General features: G+C 67.6%; 19 protein-coding genes. 12 read left to right on the plus strand and 7 right to left on the minus strand.

Annotation, left to right across the window (positions count from 1 at the left end; translation table 11 throughout):
• Positions 1 to 62: 62 nt before the first annotated feature.
• Positions 63 to 1,466 carry a M28 family peptidase gene (locus SGRAN_RS11045; RefSeq protein WP_067183597.1) on the minus strand — a complete coding sequence of 468 codons (1,404 nt, stop codon included), beginning with the start codon at positions 1,464 to 1,466 and terminating at the stop codon, positions 63 to 65.
• A gap of 135 nt (positions 1,467 to 1,601) precedes the next feature.
• Here SGRAN_RS11045 and ettA point away from each other — a divergent pair, with 135 nt between their 5' ends.
• Together ettA and SGRAN_RS11055 are read left to right on the plus strand one after the other, a co-directional pair.
• The gene (gene ettA, locus SGRAN_RS11050) at positions 1,602 to 3,281 is read left to right on the plus strand and encodes an energy-dependent translational throttle protein EttA (RefSeq protein ID WP_067183600.1); all 1,680 of its coding nucleotides are present in this window, start codon (positions 1,602 to 1,604) and stop codon (positions 3,279 to 3,281) included.
• Between the two features lie 22 nt (positions 3,282 to 3,303).
• Positions 3,304 to 3,762: a PaaI family thioesterase gene (locus SGRAN_RS11055; RefSeq protein ID WP_082737204.1), complete on the plus strand. Its 459-nt coding sequence runs from the start codon at positions 3,304 to 3,306 to the stop codon at positions 3,760 to 3,762.
• 204 nt (positions 3,763 to 3,966) lie between these two features.
• Here SGRAN_RS11055 and SGRAN_RS11060 read toward each other — a convergent pair whose 3' ends face one another.
• Positions 3,967 to 4,623, minus strand: a complete 657-nt coding sequence (locus SGRAN_RS11060) for a carbonic anhydrase (RefSeq protein ID WP_067183603.1) — start codon at positions 4,621 to 4,623, stop codon at positions 3,967 to 3,969.
• Positions 4,624 to 4,686: 63 nt separating this feature from the next.
• On the opposite strand from SGRAN_RS11060, the gene lipA reads away from it, so the two are divergent.
• Positions 4,687 to 5,622, plus strand: a complete 936-nt coding sequence (gene lipA, locus SGRAN_RS11065; protein WP_067106643.1) for a lipoyl synthase — start codon at positions 4,687 to 4,689, stop codon at positions 5,620 to 5,622.
• Positions 5,623 to 5,624: 2 nt separating this feature from the next.
• The gene (locus tag SGRAN_RS11070) at positions 5,625 to 6,107 is read left to right on the plus strand and encodes a type II toxin-antitoxin system RatA family toxin (RefSeq protein ID WP_067106609.1); all 483 of its coding nucleotides are present in this window, start codon (positions 5,625 to 5,627) and stop codon (positions 6,105 to 6,107) included.
• On the opposite strand, the gene SGRAN_RS11075 is transcribed toward SGRAN_RS11070, so the two are convergent.
• Together SGRAN_RS11075 and SGRAN_RS11080 are read right to left on the minus strand one after the other, a co-directional pair.
• Positions 6,047 to 6,607, minus strand: coding sequence for a CinA family protein (locus SGRAN_RS11075; protein ID WP_067106607.1), 561 nt, complete (start codon positions 6,605 to 6,607; stop codon positions 6,047 to 6,049). The genes SGRAN_RS11070 and SGRAN_RS11075 overlap by 61 nt on opposite strands.
• A gap of 2 nt (positions 6,608 to 6,609) precedes the next feature.
• On the minus strand, positions 6,610 to 7,788 hold the full coding sequence (locus SGRAN_RS11080; RefSeq protein ID WP_067183606.1) for a bifunctional 2-C-methyl-D-erythritol 4-phosphate cytidylyltransferase/2-C-methyl-D-erythritol 2,4-cyclodiphosphate synthase: 1,179 nt from the start codon (positions 7,786 to 7,788) through the stop codon (positions 6,610 to 6,612).
• 97 nt (positions 7,789 to 7,885) lie between these two features.
• Between SGRAN_RS11080 and dusB the strand changes: the two genes are divergently transcribed.
• The 8 genes from dusB (at position 7,886) to SGRAN_RS11120 (ending at position 18,028) form a co-directional block, all read left to right on the plus strand.
• The gene (gene dusB, locus SGRAN_RS11085; protein ID WP_067183608.1) at positions 7,886 to 8,884 is read left to right on the plus strand and encodes a tRNA dihydrouridine synthase DusB; all 999 of its coding nucleotides are present in this window, start codon (positions 7,886 to 7,888) and stop codon (positions 8,882 to 8,884) included.
• Positions 8,881 to 9,972, plus strand: a complete 1,092-nt coding sequence (locus SGRAN_RS11090; RefSeq protein ID WP_067183611.1) for a two-component system sensor histidine kinase NtrB — start codon at positions 8,881 to 8,883, stop codon at positions 9,970 to 9,972. Before dusB ends, SGRAN_RS11090 begins: the two co-directional genes overlap by 4 nt.
• Positions 9,969 to 11,399 (plus strand): nitrogen regulation protein NR(I), encoded by a 1,431-nt coding sequence (gene ntrC / locus SGRAN_RS11095; protein ID WP_067183614.1) that lies wholly within the window; start codon positions 9,969 to 9,971, stop codon positions 11,397 to 11,399. The genes SGRAN_RS11090 and ntrC overlap by 4 nt, the downstream gene beginning before the upstream one ends.
• A gap of 116 nt (positions 11,400 to 11,515) precedes the next feature.
• A complete protein-coding gene (locus tag SGRAN_RS11100) occupies positions 11,516 to 13,807 on the plus strand; it encodes a sensor histidine kinase (RefSeq protein WP_067183616.1) in 2,292 nt (763 codons plus the stop codon).
• Entirely contained in the window at positions 13,797 to 15,176 is a 1,380-nt protein-coding gene (ntrX, locus tag SGRAN_RS11105; protein ID WP_067183619.1) for a nitrogen assimilation response regulator NtrX, read from the plus strand. Before SGRAN_RS11100 ends, ntrX begins: the two co-directional genes overlap by 11 nt.
• A gap of 542 nt (positions 15,177 to 15,718) precedes the next feature.
• Positions 15,719 to 16,213, plus strand: coding sequence for an RNA chaperone Hfq (hfq, locus tag SGRAN_RS11110; protein WP_067106641.1), 495 nt, complete (start codon positions 15,719 to 15,721; stop codon positions 16,211 to 16,213).
• A 4-nt stretch (positions 16,214 to 16,217) separates the two neighbouring features.
• Entirely contained in the window at positions 16,218 to 17,549 is a 1,332-nt protein-coding gene (gene hflX, locus SGRAN_RS11115) for a GTPase HflX (protein ID WP_067106593.1), read from the plus strand.
• Positions 17,546 to 18,028 (plus strand): hypothetical protein, encoded by a 483-nt coding sequence (locus tag SGRAN_RS11120; RefSeq protein WP_067183621.1) that lies wholly within the window; start codon positions 17,546 to 17,548, stop codon positions 18,026 to 18,028. The genes hflX and SGRAN_RS11120 overlap by 4 nt, the downstream gene beginning before the upstream one ends.
• On the opposite strand, the gene mazG is transcribed toward SGRAN_RS11120, so the two are convergent.
• The 3 genes from mazG to SGRAN_RS11135 form a co-directional block, all read right to left on the minus strand.
• On the minus strand, positions 18,006 to 18,788 hold the full coding sequence (gene mazG / locus SGRAN_RS11125) for a nucleoside triphosphate pyrophosphohydrolase (RefSeq protein WP_067183624.1): 783 nt from the start codon (positions 18,786 to 18,788) through the stop codon (positions 18,006 to 18,008). The genes SGRAN_RS11120 and mazG overlap by 23 nt on opposite strands.
• A 61-nt stretch (positions 18,789 to 18,849) precedes the next feature.
• On the minus strand, positions 18,850 to 19,029 hold the full coding sequence (locus SGRAN_RS11130; protein WP_067106587.1) for a hypothetical protein: 180 nt from the start codon (positions 19,027 to 19,029) through the stop codon (positions 18,850 to 18,852).
• Complete coding sequence (locus tag SGRAN_RS11135) at positions 19,026 to 19,790, minus strand: MBL fold metallo-hydrolase (protein ID WP_067106584.1); 765 nt, start codon at positions 19,788 to 19,790, stop codon at positions 19,026 to 19,028. Before SGRAN_RS11135 ends, SGRAN_RS11130 begins: the two co-directional genes overlap by 4 nt.
• Positions 19,791 to 19,802 lie beyond the last annotated feature (12 nt).

The raw sequence follows: 19,802 nt of genomic DNA on the forward strand, positions 1-19,802 counted from the left end.
TCGTCAACAAAAATAATTGAGATGGGGCGAAGCGGCAGAAAAGGTTCACTTTACCGTAACAATCACGGCAGCTCGGTATCGCTGCTGTTGGCGAGACTCGCGACGGTCGCGGTCCAGACGGCGACATTCTGGCGAAGCTGGACCGGATCGACCTTGTCGAGCGTGTCGTCGGGCGTGTGGTGCCAGTCGAAATAGCGGGTGCCGTCCTGCTGCAGGTCGATCGCCGGAACGCCCGCCGCGACCAGCGCGCCGATGTCGGCGCCGCCGCCGGCCCGATCGCGACCGCGCGTCACCCCCAGCGGCGCGAGCGCAGCGGCGATGCGATCGGCGAGCGGCTTCGCGCTGTCGGGCAGGCCGAAATCGACCCGCCAGATGCGGTCGGCGCCGAAGTCGGATTCCAGCGCCACCGCATGACGCTCCTTGCCGTGCGCGTCGAAATAGGCCTGGCCGCCGAAGGCGCCGACTTCCTCGGCCCCCGCCCACAGCAGGCGGATCGTCCGCCGCGGCTGGCCCGCGGTCATCACATGGCGCGCCGCCGCAGTGATGATGCCGCATCCCGCCGCGTCGTCGATCGCGCCGGTTGCGAGGTCCCAGCTGTCGAGGTGGCAGGCGAGGATCACCGGGCTGGCGTGCGTGTCGCTGCCCGGCACCTCGGCGATGACGTTGCCCGATTTCTGCTGCCCCAGGTCGCGCGGCGTGAGGAGCAGCTTCATGCGCAGCGGCACCGGCGCCGCGGCACCGGCCTCGATGCGCCGGAGCTGGCCGACGAGCAGGTCGGCGTCGGGGTTCGAGATCGCGCCGGCGGGGATCGGCTTCACCCCATCGTCGAAATTGGTGACGCCGGCATGCGGATTGCGGTGGTTGTCGGTGCCGATCGAGCGGATGACGATCGCGCGCGCGCCCTTCTTCGCCGCGACATTCGGCCCCTGAAAGCGCCCGCGGCCGTAATAGCCATAGCCGCTGCCGTCCTGCGTCGGCTTCATCTGATTGTCGATGAAGACGATCTTGCCCTTCACCGCGGCGTCGGGCGCCGCCTGCAACGCGTCGAAGCCGGCGAAGTAAACGACATCCCCCTCGAAACCGGCGGCGCCGGTCGAACCGCTGTTGCCGAGCGCAGTGATCGCTAGGCTTTGCGGCAGGAAGGGGGCGGTCAGCCAGGCCTTTTCCTCGCCGCGCACCCAGGTCCGCATGTCATAGGTCTCTTCGCGCACATTGGCGAAGCCCATCGCCTTCAGCCGCGCGACCGCCCAGCGCCGCGCCGCGGCCTCGCGTTCGGTGCCGGCGGGGCGCGGACCGATTTCGGTGGTCAGGTCGGCGGTGATCGACCAGGCCGGGTCCTCGCCGTGCAGCGCGAGATCGAGTGCGCTCGGCGCCGCGGTCTGGAGGGCGAGCGCCGGGGCGGCGGAGAGGCTGGCGACAAGGGCGGCGAGGCCTGCAGCGCAGGCGGATACGGGGCGTTTTGGCATGGCTTGTTTCTAACCGCCGCCTCGGGGCGGGAGCAAGCGCCGATTGCCAATCCGCCGCCCATTCGCTAACCGGCCCCCGACTTCCTTTCCTCTCCCGGCCGCACCCAGCGGCCCAGCCAGTTTCGGAGCGTTTCGATGGCCGCCCAATATAGTTTCGTGATGAAGGGTCTGACCAAGACCTATCCCGGTGCGCAGAAGCCGGTGCTCAACGGCATCCACCTGCAATTCTATTCCGATGCGAAGATCGGCATCGTCGGCCCCAACGGCACCGGCAAGTCGACGCTGATGAAGATCATGGCGGGCATCGACACCGATTTCACCGGCGAGGCGTGGCCGGGCGAGGGGATCACCCTCGGCTATCTGGCGCAGGAGCCCGAGCTCGATCCGGCGAAGACGGTGAAGGAAAACGTCATGGACGGCGTCCGCCCGGTCGCCGACATGATGGACCGCTTCAACGAGATCAGCACGCTGATGGCCGACCCGCCCGAGGATGCCGATTTCGACGCGCTGATGACAGAGATGGGCGAGCTTCAGGAAAAGATCGACGCGGTCGACGGCTGGACGCTCGACAACCAGCTCGAAATCGCGATGGAGGCCCTGCGCTGCCCGCCGGGCGATTCGAGCGTCGCAAATCTGTCGGGCGGTGAAAAGCGCCGGATCGCGCTGACCCGCCTGCTGCTCGAAAAGCCGTCGATCCTGCTGCTCGACGAGCCGACCAACCACCTCGACGCCGAAAGCGTTGCCTGGCTCGAAAAGCATCTCGTCGATTATCCGGGCAACGTCATCCTCGTCACCCACGACCGCTATTTCCTCGACAATGTCGTGAACTGGATTCTCGAACTCGATCGCGGCCGCTATTTTCCCTACGAGGGCAATTATTCGACCTATCTCGAGAAGAAGGCGAAGCGCCTCGAACAGGAATCGCGCGAGGAAGCCGGCCGCCAGAAGGCGATCCGCGACGAACTCGAATGGATCCGGCAGTCGCCGAAGGCGCGCCAGGCCAAGTCGAAGGCGCGTATCAAAAGCTTCGACCAGCTCGTCGAGGCGCAGGAAAATCGCGCCCCCGGCAAGGCGCAGATCGTCATCCAGGTGCCCGAACGTCTCGGCGGCAAGGTGATCGAGGTCGAAGGCATCGCGAAGGCCTTCGGCGACAAGCTGCTGTTCGAGGACCTGTCCTTCACGCTGCCGCCCGGCGGCATCGTCGGCGTCATCGGTCCGAACGGCGCCGGCAAATCGACGCTGTTCAAGCTGATCACCGGGCAGGAAACGCCCGACAGCGGCCGCATCACGATCGGCGACACCGTGCGCCTCGGCTATGTCGACCAGAGCCGCGACGCGCTCGACCCGAACAAGAATGTCTGGGAGGAAATCTCGGGCGGGCACGAGCTGATGACGATCGGCAAGCACCAGATGCAGACGCGCGCCTATGTCGGCGCCTTCAACTTCAAGGGCACCGACCAGCAGAAGAAGGTCGGCATGCTGTCGGGCGGCGAGCGCAACCGCGTCCACCTAGCCAAGATGCTGAAGGAGGGCGGCAACGTCCTGCTGCTCGACGAACCGACCAACGACCTCGACACCGAAACGCTCGCGGCGCTCGAAGAGGCGCTGGAGAATTTCGCCGGCTGCGCGGTGGTCATCAGCCACGATCGCTTCTTCCTCGACCGCCTCGCGACGCATATCCTCGCCTTCGAGGGCGACAGCCACGTCGAATGGTTCGAAGGCAATTTCGAGGCCTATGAGGAGGACAAGATTCGCCGCCTCGGCGACGAGGCGACGCGGCCGACACGCGTCGCCTACAAGAAGCTGACGCGCTGACCGGCATGACGGGGGGGCCGGCATGAAGGGGGAAGCGGCGCCCGCCGCAGAGCCGATTTCATCGCACGCGATCCGCATGGACGCGGCGGCGCTCAACGCCTTCATGGCGGAGGCTTTCCCCCATTCGCGGCCCGGCTCGCGCGGGCATGTCGTGTCCGCCGCGCCGGGGCATGTCCAGGCGCGGCTCGACCCCAATGAACAGGCGCTGCGGCCGGGCGGGCTGGTATCCGGCCCGACCCAGATGGGGCTCGCCGACATGGCCGCCTATGCGCTCGTCCTCGCGCATATCGGCCCCGTCGCGATGGCGGTGACGAGCGCGCTCAACTATCAGTTCCTGCGCCCGTGCCGCCCCGGCCCGGTGATGGCCGACGCGCACATGCTGCGGCTCGGCAAGCGGCTGGCGGTCATGGACGTGCGATTGTGGACCGACGATCCCGAACGGCCGATCGGGCAGGCGAACGTGACCTACGCGATTCCGTGAGCAGCGGGAACGCCGCCGCGAACGGCTTTCCTACATTGCTCCGCCATGCCAGCTTGATGATGACTTTACATCACCCCCTTGCGTCATTGCGAGCGAAGCGAAGCAATCTCCTGCTATCGTCCTGCGATCCCGATAGCTGGAGATTGCTTCGTCGCTACGCTCCTCGCAATGACGGGGTGGATCGATGCGATATCCTCGAACTCTCTAATCCGCCGCCGCAACCGGCACCGGGCTGAACTCTCCGGTCGCCTCGTCGAGCAGGTGGAGAATGCCGTCGCTGACCGCGAACAGCGCGCCGCGCAGCTTCAGCGTGCCGCGCTCCTCCTTCTGGCTGATGCAGGGGAAGGTGCGCAGATTGTCGAGGCTGACCTTCACCGCCGAAAATTCCATGTCGCGCCGCGCGCCGTTGCTGTGCAGGTCGTCGTGGCGCGCGCGCACCGCCGCGCTCGCCTCGTCGAGCATCGAGATCCAGTCGGCGATGAAGCCGCCGTGCCCGGGCTCGGTGCCTTCCATCGTCCGGTGCAGCGCGGCATGGCAGCCGCCGCACAGCCCGTGGCCGAGAACGACGATCTCCTCGACATGCAATATCTGGACGGCGAATTCGAGCGCGGAGGACACGCCGTGGCGGCCCGGCGTGGTTTCGAAGGGCGGCACCAGCGCGCCGACGTTGCGGACGACGAAGATCTCGCCGGGATGGGTGTCGAAGATCTGCGCGGGTTCGACCCGGCTGTCCGAACAGGCGATGACCATCACCTTGGGCGATTGCCCCTCGGCCAGCTGCTCCCATCGCTCTCGTTGCTCTTTCCACCCTGTAGCGCGGAACCGGGCATAGCCATCGAGCAAATCGGCAAAGTGAGTCATGGGCGCGCCTTAAACCGAAGATGCGGAGTTGAGAAGAGCGCGCCACGCGATTATGTGAGCGCGATGACCGCACCCGCACAGCCCGCCCGCCCTTCGACCCTGCGCCCGCGCAAGCCCGACTGGATTCGCGTCAAGGCGCCGACCAGCCCCGGCTATGCCGAGACGCGCCGCCTGATGCGCGACCTCAACCTCAACACGGTGTGCGAGGAAGCGGCCTGCCCGAACATCGGCGAATGCTGGACCAAGCGCCATGCGACGGTGATGATCCTCGGCGATACCTGCACGCGCGCCTGCGCCTTCTGCAACGTGAAGACCGGCATGCCGCGCGCGGTCGATCCGTTCGAGCCCGAACATGTCGCGATCGCCGCGGCGAAGATGGGGCTGACGCACATCGTCATCACCTCGGTCGACCGCGACGACCTGCCCGACGGCGGCGCGAGCCAGTTCGTCAAGGTGATCGAGGCGCTGCGCCGCGAAACGCCGACGACGACGATCGAGATTCTCACCCCCGATTTCCGCAACAAGCCCGACAGCGCGGTCGCGGCGATCGTCGATGCACGCCCCGACGTCTATAACCACAATCTCGAAACCGTCCCGCGCCTCTACCCGACGATCCGTCCCGGCGCGCGCTATTACGCCTCGCTGCGCCTGCTCGAAAGCGTCAAGCGCCGCGACCCGTCGATCTTCACCAAGTCGGGCGTCATGCTCGGCCTCGGCGAGGAAAGGATGGAGGTCCATCAGGTGATGGACGACATGCGCAGCGCCGATATCGACTTCATGACGATGGGCCAGTATCTCCAGCCGACGCCGCGCCATACGAAGGTGATCGACTTCGTGACGCCACAGGCGTTCGACGCCTATGCCCAGATCGCCCGCGCCAAGGGGTTCCTCCAGGTCGCCTCGTCGCCGCTCACCCGGTCGAGCTATCACGCCGGCGACGATTTCGAGCGCATGCGCGCGGCGCGCGAGGCGCAGCTGGCGCGCGCGGCCGCCGACTGACCTTGCCCCGGCACCACGAAACCCGCGAACTGCCCTACAGCGCCGAACAGATGTTCGCGCTCGTCACCGATATCGCGCGCTACCCCGAATTTCTGCCGTGGGTCGTCGCCCTGCGTGTGCGCAGTCAGGACGAGCACGCGGCGCTCGCCGACATGATCGTCGGCTTCAAGGGGCTGCGCGAGAGTTTTTCGTGCCGGGTCGAAAAGCATCGGCCGACCCATGTCGCGGTCCATTATATCGACGGACCGATGCGCCATCTCGACAATGAATGGCATTTCGCGCCGCTCGACGGCGGCGGCTGCCGCGTCGATTTCCTCGTCGATTTCTCGTTCCGCAACCGCGTCTTCGAAACGCTGGCGGGGCAGATGTTCGACAAGGCGCTGCGCCGCATGATCGCGGCGTTCGAGGACCGTGCGGCGGTCCTCTACGGCGCGGGAAGCTCGATGTCGTCGGACGACGGGCGCAGCGAGTCCTTCTCGGGCTGAAGCAGGTCGAGCGCGAACAGCGTCGCCGCGTGGCGGATCGCGGCGCGTTCGGTCGACTGGAAGCGCACGACTTGCGAGAAATAGTCGTCGGGGTCCTGCCCGCGCAGCGCGCGTGCAAACACGACCTGCCCAACCGGCTTCTTCTCCGACCCGCCGCCGGGGCCCGCGATGCCGGTGATCGCCACCGCGACGTCGGCGTCGCTGTTGGCGAGCGCGCCCGCCGCCATCGCCCACGCGGTCGCGAGCGACACCTCGCCGAAGGTTTCGAGGATTTCGCTGCTGACGTCGAGCTGGCGCTGCTTGGCATCGCCCGAATAGGTGATGAAGCCCGCGGAGAATACGTCGCTGCTGCCTGCGATATCGGTCAGCGCCGCGCACACCATGCCGCCGGTGCAGCTTTCGGCGACCGCGACCCGGCGCTCCGCCGCGCGATTGGCGGCTAGAACCGACGCGGCGACCTCTTCACGCGCGACTCGGCGCGTTTCATCGACAGGCTGCAAGATCAATTCTCCGGAAGTTGTAACGTAGCGACGGCCTGCGCGGCGATCCCCTCTCGGCGGCCCGCAAAACCCAGCCGCTCGGTCGTTGTCGCCTTCACACTAACGCGATCGGGCGAAACCGCAAGGATTTCCGCGATCCGTTCGCGCATCGCGGCGCGGTGCGGGCCGATCCGGGGCGCCTCGGCGATGATCGTCAGGTCGGCGTGCGACACCAGGCCGCCGCGCGCCGCGACGCGCTCGGCGGCAAAGGCCAGGAAGCGCGACGAGGCGGCGCCGCGCCATTGCGGGTCGCTCGGCGGGAAATGATCGCCGATGTCGCCTTCGCCCAGTGCGCCGAAGATGGCATCGGTCAGCGCGTGGAGCGCGACGTCGGCATCGCTGTGCCCTTCGAGCCCGTGACTGTGCGCGATTTCGATGCCGCCGATCCACAGCGGCTTGCCCGCCGTCAGCCGGTGCACGTCATACCCCATTCCGACCGCGGTCCGCATGCGCCCCTCCGTTTCCAGCAGCCCCGACAGGATCGTCAGATCGGCGGCATAGGTCAGCTTGTGCAGCCGCGCATCGCCCTCGACCGTCGCGACGCGGAGCCCGAGTCGCCGCACGAGTTGCGCATCGTCGGTCGCGTCGTTCGCCGTCGCCGCGGCATGCGCGCGGCGCAGGGTGCCGAGCCGAAAGGCCTGCGGTGTCTGGACCCGGGCAAGCGCGCTGCGGTCGACGGTCGCGCCCGCTTCGCCCCCGCCATGTTCGACCAGCGTGTCGGGGACCGGCAGCGTCGGGATCGCGGCTTCGGCCGTATCGAGCGCGGTCAGCAGCCGGTCGATCACGCCGGCCTCGACCCCCGGCCGCGCCGTGTCATGGACCAGCAGCGGCGTCTCGTCGGGCTCGTCCGCCAGCGCCGCCAGCGCGTTCGCGACCGAATCCTGCCGTTCGGCGCCCGGCGCGGCGATCGTCCAGCCGCGGGGCAGGTCGCCCGCCGCGGCGGCGACGGCACCGCTCGCCACCAGCACGCCCCCCACCATGGCGGGATGTGCGGTGAAGGCGTCGAGGCTCCAGCGCAGCACCGGCTTGCCGCCCAGCGTCCGCATCTGTTTCGGCTGGTCGAATCCGGCGCGGGCGCCCTGGCCGCCGGCCAGCAGGATCGCGACGGCGCGCGGCGCGGGAAGGGAAGCCGACTCGGTCATGACGCGCGCCGGTTAGCGCAGCCGCCGCTTGCGGGAAAGCCGCTAAGCGTGTAGGTGGCGTGCTCATTTTTTAGGCAATTCGACGAAAGCATCCGCCATGGCGCCGTTGCGGCCCATCCAGATCGGCCCGATCCGCATCGAGGACCCCGTGATCCTCGCGCCGATGACCGGCGTCACCGACCGGCCGTTCCGCACGCTGGTGCGCCGCTACGGCTCGGGGCTCAACGTCACCGAGATGATCGCGAGCCAGGCGGCGATCCGCGAGACGCGCCAGTCGATCCAGAAAGCCGCCTGGGACCCGGTCGAAGAGCCAGTGTCGATGCAACTCGTCGGCTGCACGCCTTATGAGATGGGCGAGGCGGCCAAGCTGGCCGAGGATCGCGGCGCCGCGATCATCGACATCAACATGGGCTGCCCGGTGCGCAAGGTCACCAACGGCGACGCCGGATCGGCGCTGATGCGCGATCCGAAGCTCGCCGCCGCGCTGATCGAATCCTGCGTGCGGGCGGTGAAGGTTCCGGTTACCGTCAAGATGCGCATGGGCTGGTGCCATGACAGCCTGTACGCGCCCGAACTCGCGCATATCGCAGAGGATATCGGTGCGCAGATGATCACCGTCCACGGCCGCACGCGTAACCAGATGTACAAGGGCACCGCCGACTGGAGCTTCGTCCGCAAGGTCAAGGATGCGGTGTCGGTTCCCGTCATCGTCAACGGCGACATCTGTTCGGTCGCCGATGCGCGCGCCGCGCTTTCGCAGAGCGGCGCCGACGGGGTGATGATCGGCCGCGGCGCTTATGGCCGCCCGTGGCTGCTCGGCCAGGTGATGGCGGCGCTGCGTGGGGAGGGCGAACGCCCCGATCCCGGTATCGACGAACAATATGCCGTCATTACATCGCACTATCGCGCGATGCTCGACCATTATGGCGAGACGACGGGCGTCAATATCGCGCGCAAGCACCTCGGCTGGTATGTCAAGGGGCTGCCCGGTTCGGCCGAGTTCCGCAACAAGGTCAACCAGATCCCCGACAGCCGCGGCGTGCTCGACGCGCTCGCCGCCTTCTATGGCCCCTTCCTCAGCAAGGCGGCGGCGTGACCGCGCTCACGTCGAGCATCCCCAGCTTCGATCATGACGAATTCATCCAATCGCACCCGGTCGCGACGCTGCTGATCGACCGCGGCGGCGTGGTGCTGTTCGTCAACGCCGCCGCCGAACAGCTTTGCAATACCGGGCGGTCGGCGATGGTCGGGCGCAGCATCCATGACGTCATCGCCCTCGACCGCGGCTATCGGCAACGGATGAACGACCCCGCGACCGCGGCGCTGTTCGCGCACCGGGCCGAGATCGCGGTCGGCGGGCGCCGGACGATCGTCGTCGACATGCAGATGGTGCCCTATGGCACCGCCGGGCACCGCATCCTGGCGCTCATTCCTTCGGACAGCGAGGCCGAACTGATGGGCGGCGCGATCGGCCGTTCGGGCCGCGCCGCGAGCGCCGCCGCCGCGATGCTCGCGCACGAGGTCAAGAACCCGCTCGCCGGCATCAAGGGCGCGGCGCAGCTTCTCGCGCGGCAGGTCGACGCGGGCGGCGAACGCTTCACGACGCTGATCTGCGCCGAGGTCGACCGGATCGCGACGTTGATCGACCAGATGGAACATATCTCGCGCGGCGGACCGCTCGCCTGTTCGGCGATCAACCTCTATCCGCCGATCCATCAGGCGATGGAAACCGCGCGCGCCCGGCAATTCCCCGGCGTTCGCTTCACTGAGGATTTCGACCCGTCGCTGCCGCTGGTGCTCGGTAATCATGACGCCATGGTGCAGATATTGCTCAACCTCGTCACCAACGCGTGCGAGGCGCTGGCGGGGCGCGACGACGGGGTGGTGCGCATCGCCACCGCCTATCGCCACGGCCTGTCGATCGACAATGGCGACGGGCGCGGGCGTATCGCGCTACCGATCGAACTCAGCGTCAGCGACAATGGGCCGGGCGTGCCGATGGACATGCGCGGCGACCTGTTCGCGCCCTTCGTGACCACCAAGCGCGACGGGCGCGGTCTCGGCCTCGCGCTCGTGGCCAAGCTGGCGCGCGACATGGGCGGGACGGTGCAGCATGTCCGCGACGGCGACTGGACGCGCTTCCGCGTCCATCTGCCGGCGGCCGGACGGAAAGGGACGCCATGACGCAGGCGCGCGCAGCTGGCGGCAAGACGATCCTGCTGGTCGAGGACGATCCGGCGATCGCATTGATCGTGCGCGAGACGCTGGCCGGGGAGTGCGCCCATTTCGCATCGGTGACCGGCATCGCCGAGCGCAACGCATGGCTGGCCGAGAACCGCCCCGACCTCATCATCACCGACGTGGTGCTGCCCGATGGCGACGGTATCGATTCGCTGCCCGGCGCCGGGGTCGACCCGCTGACGCCGGTGATCGTGCTGTCGGCGCGCAACACGCTCGACACCGCGGTGCGCGCGACGGGGATCGGCAGCTACGACTATCTGCCCAAGCCTTTCGATCTCGACGAACTGACCGCCAGCGTGCGCGCCGCGCTCCAGCGGCGCGTGCTGCCCAGCGAGCGCGTCGAGCCGGCGACCGACGACAGCCACGGCCTCGTCGGCCGCGCCCCGGCGATGCAGGCGGTCTATCGCACCATCGCGCGGCTCGCGACCAACGACCTCGCCGTGCTGATCCTCGGCGAATCGGGGACCGGCAAGGAGGTCGTCGCGCGCGCGATCCATGCCACCGGGCTGCGGCGCAAGGGGCCGTTCGTCGCGATCAACATGGCGGCGATCCCGCGCGAGCTGATCGAGGCTGAGCTGTTCGGCCACGAAAAGGGCGCCTTCACCGGCGCGACCAGCCGCAGCGCCGGGCGGTTCGAGCAGGCGGCGGGCGGCACGCTGTTCCTCGACGAGATCGGCGACATGCCGATCGAGGCGCAGACGCGGCTGCTGCGCGTCCTCCAGACGAGCGAATATTCGACCGTCGGCGGCAGCCAGGCGCTGCGGGCCGATGTGCGCGTCGTCGCCGCGACCCACCGCGACATGCGCGCGCTCGTCGCCGACGGACGGTTCCGCGAGGATTTGTTCTACCGGCTCAACGTCATCCCGGTGACCCTGCCGCCGCTGCGCGAACGGCGCAGCGACATCGCCGCGCTCGTCCGCCATTTCGTCGAGGCGGGACGTCACGCCGGACTGCCCGACCGCCAGTTCGCGCCCGCAGCGATGCAGTTGCTCGAACGCCACGACTGGCCGGGCAACGTCCGCGAACTCGGCAATGTCGTGCAGCGCCTCGCGGTGCTGTCGCGCGACACCGTCGTCACCGCGCACGACGTCGCGGCGGTGCTCCGCGACGGCGGGGAGGAAGCGGACGCGGGCACGGCGGAATCGATCGCGCGCGCGGTCGACGACTGGGCGCGCAAACAGCTCGCCGATGCGGGCGGGGAGGGCGATCTGCACGGGCGGCTGCTGGCGATCGTCGAGGCCGCGCTGCTCCGCCGCACGCTGCGCGCGGCACGCGGCAACCAGCTCGAGGCGGCGCGCCGCCTCGGCATCAACCGCAACACGCTGCGCAAGCGGCTCGGCCAGCTCGCGATCGACCCCACGCACCCCTGAGCGGGCGTCGCAGCCACAAAATCCCGCGCCGGACCGGGCGGCGGGCGCGCCGGTCGGCAAAAATAACGCAGTTTGTGTGTTCTCTATGCAACAGCTTTGTCGTATCGACGCAACATATGGTGCAGCCGGCCCGCCTCGCCCTCGACATCGATTCGGACGAAGCGGCCGCTCGCTCGGGGATCTGGCGCTTTGCCGCGCCCGAATATTACACGCTGGCGGTGATCGCCAGCGTCGCGATCGCGACCTATATCTTCGTCACCGGCGACGCGCAGAGCGAGCGGCTGCTGACCCCGGCGCTGGTCGCGGCGATCATGGTCGCCAACCTCGTGCCCGCGATGGCGCTGATCGTGCTCGTCGGCAGCCGCATCGCGCGGGCGCGTGCGACGCGGTCGATGGGCGGCGGCAACGGCCGCCTCCACGTCCGCCTCGTCGCGCTGTTTTCGCTGATCGCGGCGGTCCCGACGCTGCTCGTCGTGATCTTCGCCTCTTTGCTGTTCCAATATGGCGTCGATTTCTGGTTCTCCGACCGCTCGCGCGGCATGTTCGAAAATGCCGCCAGCCTTGCCGAAGGCTATTATCAGGAGAACCAGCGCGAGGTCGCGGCGAACACCGGCGCGATGGCGAAGGACCTCGGGGCCTTTCTCCAGCGCGCTTCGACCGACGATCCCGGTTTCTCCAACTATTATTTCCAGCAGGTCGTCGTCCGGAACCTGAATGAATCGGCGATCATCGAGATCGGGGTCGATAATGTCGCGCGCACCGCGGCGGCGATCAATCCCGACGACCGCGAGGCGGAGAACCGGCTTTCGCCGGCGATCCTCGCTCGGCTCGACGCCGGCGAGGATGTCGTCGTCGTCCGCCAGCCCGACCGGATCGAGGCCGCGACGCGATTGCCGGGGACGCGGCGCGCCTATCTCTACGCATCGCGCGACTTCAACGTGCCCGGGTTCCAGCAATCGCTCCGCGCCAGCAACGTCCTCGCCGACTACAACGACCTGTTCGAACGATCGCAGCAGTTGCAGTTGCAGTTCAACGGCGCGCTCTACCTCGGATCGCTGCTGCTGCTCGCGCTGGCGGTGATTGCGGCGATCGTCGTCGCCGACCGCATCGTCCGGCCGCTCGGCACGCTGATTGGCGCCACCCGCACCGCGGCGGGCGGCGACCTGTCGGTCCGCGTCTCGCCGCCGCGCCGCGACGACGAGATCGCGGTGCTGACCCGCGCCTTCAACCGCATGACCGAACAGCTCGAAGGGCAGACGAGCGCCCTCGTCAACGTCAACGAACAGCTCGAGGCACGGCGCAGCTTCATCGAGGCGGTGCTGAGCGGCGTGTCGTCGGCGGTGATTTCGGTCGACGCCGATCACCGCATCCTGCTCGCCAACGCGGCCGCGGAGCGGCTGATCGAACCCGGTGGCGAGGGGCTGACCGGCCGCCCGCTCGCCGAGGTGGTGCCCGAACTCGCGCGCCTGCTCGACAGCGAGGAGCATGAGGCGATCGTCCAGCTCGCGCGCAAGGATGCCGAGCCCGCGACGCTCGCCGCCAAGGCGGTCGCGCAGGGCGATGGCTTCGTCCTCAGCTTCGAGGATATCACCCAGCAGCTTCTCGATCAGCGCCGCGCCGCCTGGTCCGACGTCGCGCGCCGCATCGCGCATGAAATCAAGAATCCGCTGACCCCGATCCAGCTCGCCGCAGAGCGCCTCCAGCGCCGTTTCGGCGACAAGGTCGAGGGCGACACCGCGACCTTCCGCAAGCTGACCGACACGGTGATCCGGCAGGTGCACGACATGCGCCGGATGGTCGACGAATTCTCCAGTTTCGCGCGCATGCCCAAGCCGACCTTCGGGGTCGAGGACGTCCGCGACATCCTGCGCCAGGCGGTGTTCCTGTTCGAGGTCGCCAAGCCCGACATCGCCTTTCGCGTCCGCACGCCGGGTGAGATAGACCCGCTGGTGTGCGACCGGCGCCTGCTGTCGCAAGCCTTGACGAATATCGTCAAGAACGCGGTCGAAGCCATTGAAGAGAAATACAAGGATTCGACCGAGCCCGCGGTGGGCCGGGTCGAGGCGAGCCTCGAGACGACCGACGACGGCGCGGTGCGCATCACCGTCGCCGACGACGGCATCGGCCTGCCGGAGGCGCGCGACGCCATCGCCGAACCCTATATGACGACGCGGCGGGGCGGCACCGGGCTGGGGCTCGCGATCGTCAAGAAGATCGTCGAACAACATTATGGCGAGCTGGAATTCACCGACAATCCGGCGGGGCAGGGGACGTGCGTCACGCTGACGCTGCATCCCGACCGGCTGCGCCCGCTGGCCGGAAAAGGGGGAGGGGGATCGACAGGACAGGCGGAATCGGTTCCGGGCCGCATCCGCACCCGACAGGATAGAGAAGATCATGGCGCTTGATATTTTGATCGTCGACGACGAACGCGACATCTGCGAGCTGGTGGCCGGGGTCATGGAGGACGAAGGCTATGAGGCGCGTACCGCGTCGGACAGCGACGCCGCGCTCGAAGCCGTCCGCCAGCGCCGCCCGTCGCTCGCGCTGATCGACGTCTGGCTCCAGGGGTCGCGCCTCGACGGGCTTGGGCTGGTCGAGGCGATCAAGGCATTCGACCCGACGCTGCCGATCATCGTGATCTCGGGCCATGGCGGGCTCGATACCGCGGTGGCGGCGATCCGCCGCGGTGCGTTCGATTTCATCGAAAAGCCGTTCGAGGCCGAGCGCCTGCTGCATCTCGTCGCGCGCGCCACCGAAAATGAGCGGCTGAAGTTCGAATATGAGCAGCTTCGCGAAAAGGCCGGCCCGGCCGACGAACTGACCGGCACCAGCGCCGCGATCAACAATGTCCGTGCGACGCTGAAGCGCGTGGCGGGGACCGGCAGCCGCGTCCTCATCACCGGCGCGCCGGGGGTGGGGAAGGAAGTCGCCGCGCGCGTCCTGCACGGCTGGAGCGGGCGGCAGACCGCGCCCTTCCGCGTGATTTCGTCGGCGCGCATGGACCCCGAGACGGTGGAGGCAGAGCTTTTCGGGACCGAATCGGACGATGGCTCGATCCGCGTCGGCCTGCTCGAACAGGCGCACGGCGGCACCCTGTTCCTCGACGAGGTCGCCGACATGCCGCTGACCACGCAGGGAAAGATCCTGCGCGTGCTGACCGACCAGAGCTTCAACCGCGTCGGCGGACGCACGATGATCCGCGTCGATGTCCGCATCATTTCGGGGGCGGCGCGCGACCTGAAGATCGAGATCGCCGAGGGACGGTTTCGCGAGGACCTCTATTACCGGCTCAACGTCGTGCCTGTGCATATCCCGCCGCTGCGCGAGCGGCGCGACGACATCGCCAGCCTGTCCGATCATTTCGTGCGGCGTTATGCCGCCGATCGCCGCGTCCCGCCGCCGGAGATCAGCGCGGAGGCGATGGCGGCGCTCCAGGCGCACGACTGGCCGGGCAATGTGCGCGAACTGCGCAACGTGATCGAACGCGTGATGATCCTCGCGCCCAGCGACCGGCTGGCGCGGATCGACGCCGACATGCTGCCGGCCGAGCTGATGCGGGGCGGCACCGACATCCTGCCGCACGCCGAATCGATCACCGCGATCCCGCTCAAGGAAGCGCGCGAGAATTTCGAGCGCGAGTATCTGCGCATCCAGATCAACCGGTTCTCGGGCAATATCTCGCGCACCGCGACCTTCATCGGCATGGAACGCTCCGCGCTGCACCGCAAGCTCAAGCTGCTGGGCCTCACCGAGCACCCCGACGGCGATGGCTAGACCCTGATGACTTTGGATTGCCCCCCTTCGTCATTGCGACCCCGGACCTGATCCGGGGGAAGCAATCCAGAGCGGTTACCGCGCGCTCTGGATTGCCGCGCGGCTCCGCCGCTCGCGGGTGACGAGTCCATTCGACGTCGTCACGGTCTAGCCACCTGAATCTGAAGTTCGCCCCATCGATTCCGTCATCCCGGGCTTGACCCGGGATCCCGCTTCCTTTCGCGCACGGACGGAGGAAAAGCGGGACCCCGGGTCAAGCCCGGGGGGACGATGAGGACAAGAACCTCGATTCCACCATATTAGGCGGGCGAACGCGCGCCGGGAACCGTCGCCGACCGGTTCGAAACGACACCGGTCGGGGCGGGCTCCGGCGACAGGCGCGCGCTTCGGACCCGCTTCGCGGGAACATCCCGCCTTTTCCATAATATAGAGACCACTGGACCTGTGCCGCGCTTTGCCCCATATTGCGCTTGCGAAGATGCAGGCTGCCGGCGCCGCCGGTGTCGCGCTGCGGCTTTTGCCGCCAAGAACAGGAGGCCAATGTGTCCGATAAAACCCAGAATCTTCAAGATCTTTTCCTAAATGCCCTGCGCCGCAGCAAGACCCCGGTGACGATGTTCCTCGTCAAGGGCGTCAAGCTTCAGGGGATCATCACCTGGTTCGACAATTTCTCGCTGCTGCTCCGCCGCGACGGGCAGTCGCAGCTTGTCTACAAGCATGCGATCTCGACGATCATGCCGTCGCACGATTTCGACCTGGCGCTGCTCGGCGACAATGTCCGCGACGCGCCGCCCAGCAAGGGGAAGGCGTTGCAGGACGTGTTCCTGAACGCGGTGCGGCGGTCCGAGGAATCGGTGACGATGTTCCTCGTCAACGGCGTGATGCTGCAGGGCGATATCGTCGCTTTCGACCTGTTCTGCATGCTGCTCGAGCGCGAACGGCAGGTCCAGCTCGTCTATAAGCATGCGATTTCGACGGTGCAGCCGAACGGTCCGATCAATCTGGCCGACAGCGGGGAAGGCGACTCCGGCGACTGATCCGATGGACGACGCCGCACAGGGCGAGGTGACGCGCGGTGCCGCGGCGGTGCTGGTCGTGCCCGAATGGCACGGGCAGGGGCTTTCGCGCGACCTCGACGCGCGCGTTGCCGAAGCGAAGGGACTCGCGCTGGCCATCGGTCTCGATGTGGTGGCCGTGCATCCGCTACGCCTGCGCCAGACGCGCGCCGCGACGCTGATCGGCGCCGGCCAGATCGAGGCGATCAAGCCCGGCATCGCCGAAAACGCGGCGCAGCTCGTCATCGTCGACGCGGCCCTGACCGCGATCCAGCAACGCAATCTCGAAACCGAGTTCGGCGCCAAGGTGATCGACCGTACCGGGCTGATCCTCGAAATCTTCGGCGAACGCGCCGCGACGGCGGAGGGGCGGCTTCAGGTCGAGCTCGCCCACCTCGACTATCAGGCCGGGCGGCTGGTGCGCAGCTGGACCCACCTCGAACGCCAGCGCGGCGGTTTCGGCTTCCTCGGCGGTCCCGGCGAAACGCAGATCGAGGCTGACCGCCGGATGATCCGCAACCGCATGGCGCGCATCCGCCGCCAGCTCGACGATGCGCGCCGCACGCGCCAGCTCCAGCGCGCCAAGCGGCAGCGCGCGCCGTGGCCGGTGATCGCGCTGGTCGGCTATACGAATGCTGGAAAGTCAACCTTTTTCAACCGGCTGACCGGCAGTGACGTCATGGCGGAAGACATGCTGTTCGCGACGCTCGACCCGACGATGCGCGAAATCCGCCTGCCCGGGATCGACAAGGCGATCTTGTCCGACACGGTGGGATTCGTCTCCGACCTGCCGACCGAACTCGTCGCGGCCTTCCGCGCGACGCTGGAGGAGGTTACGACCGCCGACCTGATCGTCCACGTCCGCGACATCGTTCATCCCGACACCGACGCGCAATATGCCGATGTGCGCGCGATCCTCGATTCGCTGGGCGTCAATGAAGCAGGCGGCGGCGAAGGAGATGGCGAAGACCGCGCCCGACCGATCGCGCAGATCGAGATATGGAACAAGATCGACACCGCCGATCCCGAGCGTCGCGCCGAGATCGAGGCGATGGCGGCGCGGCGCCCCGACGTCGCGCCGATCTCCGCGGCGACGGGCGAGGGGGTCGAGGCAGCGCGCGTCCTGATGGCCGCCGAACTGACCGCGCGGCACGAACTGCTGCGCGTGCGCCTCCGCTTCGACCAGGGCGAGGCGATGGCATGGCTGCACGCGCGCGGCGAAGTGCTGGCCGACGAACCGCAGGGCGACGGCCATCTGCTGACCGTGCGGCTCGACCCCGCAGACCGGGCGCGCTTCGAACGACTGTGGGGGGCATGAAGTCGTCGCGTCGATTGCGCCTTGCGGGGCTGTGCCTCGCGGCCTTGACACTGCAAAGCTGCGGTGACGATCGGACCGTCCACGACGGCGACGCCGCGACCCGCAACATGAATGAGAGCGTCGAGGAGAAGCCTGCCTGCGTGGAGGCTGTTCACGACTTGATCTCGGGGTCATCCGGTTCGATGCGGGAACGCGCTATTCGCGACTATTTTCTCATCGGTGCGCCGCCGCAGCCCGTTTACCTGCCGCCATGCTCGTTTGAAGCGGTCATGATGGCGGCCGACGCCCTGCCGATGGGAGAAACCAGAGTGGAACTCCTTCTGAGGGCGGCGATATGGGATTCTTTGCCGAACAGCACCCCTGATCGCAGGCGAATGGTGGCGGGCCGCCTGCGCGCGCTGCTTCCCAAGCTCGAGGGAGATATGCGGAAGGTGGTTGAAAGCGAACTCGCCAGCTTTAGCTCCGCTCAGCCATCTTGACCGCCTGCCAATGCGCCTCAAGCGTGTCGAGCGGCAGGTCACCCATGTCCGGCCCGGCGCGCGCCTCGACGGCAGCAAAGCGCCGGGTGAACTTGTCGTTCGCAGCGCGCAGCGCGCTCTCGGCATTGACACCCAAATGGCGCGCATAGTTGACGACCGCGAACAACAGGTCGCCGATTTCCTCGGCGCGCTCGGCGTCGGTCCCGGCCGCGTCGACCTCGGCCAGTTCCTCGGCGATCTTGGCGCGCGGCCCTTCGGCGTCGGGCCAGTCGAAGCCGACGCGCGCGGCGCGCGCCTGCAATTTCTGCGCACGCAGCAGCGCGGGAAGCGACAGCGCGACGCCATCGAGCGCGCCCCTGGGCCCATCGGCGGCGCGTTCGGCGGCCTTGATCTGCTCCCATTGCTGGCGGACATCGCCGGTGCGGGCGTCGCCGAAGATATGCGGATGGCGCCGTTCCATCTTGTCGGCGATCGCGGTGGCGACGTCGTCGAAATCGAACAGGCCCTTGTCGGCCGCGATCTGACTGTGGAAGACGACCTGAAGCAGCAGGTCGCCGAGTTCGTCGCATATTGCGGCAGGGTCGCCGCCGGCGATCGCATCGGCGACCTCATAGGCTTCCTCGATCGTATAGGGCGCGATCGTCGCGAAATCCTGCGCCAGATCCCATTCGCATCCGCCGTCGGGATCGCGCAACCGTCGCATGACCGCGAGCAGCCGGCCGATGGGGGATGGAGGGGAGCCGGTCGCATCCTTGGGCATATATTTATCCGATAATATATATTATGTTAAATAGCATTCGATACGGGAAGGGAGGCGAGCCTCACCCCGCGGCGAGCTGATAGGTTCGGATCGCCAGGAACACGAGCGCGAAGATCGCCACCCACGCGAGCCCCATCTTGATCCAGTCGGCCGCCGGCAGCCGCCGCACGACCAGCGCGCTCAGCACCAGCGTGAAGGCCATCGCGAACCACAGGATGTTGGCGCCGGTTTCCATCGTCATAGCTGCACCTCCAACCCGTCATAGCCCGGTTCGACGCCCGGCGGCAATTCGTCCGCCAGTTCGTCATAATCCATCGTGTTGTCCATGTGCGTGATGATCGCGCGCGGATCGCCGACCTTGCTCAGTCCTTCGAGCGTCATCGCCAGATGCGGATGCGTCGGGTGCGGATAGCGGCGCAGCGCATCGATGACGAACAGGTCGACGCCTTGGAAGAAATCGACCATATCATCGGTGAATCTCGAAAAATCAGTGGCGTAGCCGATCCTGTGCGCACCGTCGCTGAAGATCAGCCCGGTCGCCTTGATCGGCCCGTGCGGCATGTCGATCGCCGACACCTCGATCGGCCCGATCGCCTGATGGTCGGCCAGATCGATCGGATCGACCGACGCCGGATAGCCGGCGTTGCCGGCAAAGGCATAGGTGAAGCGCCATTTCAATATGTCGAGCACATTGCCGCGCGCATAGGCCGGCACCGCCGAGCCGCGCAGATGCATGATCTGCCGCAGATCGTCGAGCCCGTGACAATGGTCGGCATGTTCGTGCGTCCAGATCACCGCATCGACCTCGCCTACCCCCGCGTCGAGCAGCTGGAGCCGCATGTCGGGGCTGGTGTCGACAAGCAGCCGGAACCCGCCGAGCGAAACGAGGATCGAGGCGCGGCTGCGCAGGTTGCGCGCATTGTCGGGGTCGCAGCGTCCCCAGTCGCCGCCGATGCGCGGCACCCCCGACGACGTCCCGCAACCCAGAATCCGCAGTTTCATATGCGGTGCGAC

Origin of the sequence: Sphingopyxis granuli (assembly GCF_001559015.1) — a bacterium.
Classification (GTDB): domain Bacteria; phylum Pseudomonadota; class Alphaproteobacteria; order Sphingomonadales; family Sphingomonadaceae; genus Sphingopyxis; species Sphingopyxis granuli.

What these genes read in the sequence shown, in the direction of transcription:
- SGRAN_RS11045 (WP_067183597.1), bottom strand. Translation starts at nt 1,466, where the DNA reads ATGCCAAAACGCCCCGTATCCGCCTGCGCTGCAGGCCTCGCCGCCCTT.
- ettA (WP_067183600.1), top strand. Translation starts at nt 1,602, where the DNA reads ATGGCCGCCCAATATAGTTTCGTGATGAAGGGTCTGACCAAGACCTAT.
- SGRAN_RS11055 (WP_082737204.1), top strand. Translation starts at nt 3,304, where the DNA reads ATGAAGGGGGAAGCGGCGCCCGCCGCAGAGCCGATTTCATCGCACGCG.
- SGRAN_RS11060 (WP_067183603.1), bottom strand. Translation starts at nt 4,623, where the DNA reads ATGACTCACTTTGCCGATTTGCTCGATGGCTATGCCCGGTTCCGCGCT.
- lipA (WP_067106643.1), top strand. Translation starts at nt 4,687, where the DNA reads ATGACCGCACCCGCACAGCCCGCCCGCCCTTCGACCCTGCGCCCGCGC.
- SGRAN_RS11080 (WP_067183606.1), bottom strand. Translation starts at nt 7,788, where the DNA reads ATGACCGAGTCGGCTTCCCTTCCCGCGCCGCGCGCCGTCGCGATCCTG.
- dusB (WP_067183608.1), top strand. Translation starts at nt 7,886, where the DNA reads ATGGCGCCGTTGCGGCCCATCCAGATCGGCCCGATCCGCATCGAGGAC.
- ntrC (WP_067183614.1), top strand. Translation starts at nt 9,969, where the DNA reads ATGACGCAGGCGCGCGCAGCTGGCGGCAAGACGATCCTGCTGGTCGAG.
- SGRAN_RS11100 (WP_067183616.1), top strand. Translation starts at nt 11,516, where the DNA reads ATGGTGCAGCCGGCCCGCCTCGCCCTCGACATCGATTCGGACGAAGCG.
- ntrX (WP_067183619.1), top strand. Translation starts at nt 13,797, where the DNA reads ATGGCGCTTGATATTTTGATCGTCGACGACGAACGCGACATCTGCGAG.
- hflX (WP_067106593.1), top strand. Translation starts at nt 16,218, where the DNA reads ATGGACGACGCCGCACAGGGCGAGGTGACGCGCGGTGCCGCGGCGGTG.
- SGRAN_RS11120 (WP_067183621.1), top strand. Translation starts at nt 17,546, where the DNA reads ATGAAGTCGTCGCGTCGATTGCGCCTTGCGGGGCTGTGCCTCGCGGCC.
- mazG (WP_067183624.1), bottom strand. Translation starts at nt 18,788, where the DNA reads ATGCCCAAGGATGCGACCGGCTCCCCTCCATCCCCCATCGGCCGGCTG.
- SGRAN_RS11130 (WP_067106587.1), bottom strand. Translation starts at nt 19,029, where the DNA reads ATGACGATGGAAACCGGCGCCAACATCCTGTGGTTCGCGATGGCCTTC.
- SGRAN_RS11135 (WP_067106584.1), bottom strand. Translation starts at nt 19,790, where the DNA reads ATGAAACTGCGGATTCTGGGTTGCGGGACGTCGTCGGGGGTGCCGCGC.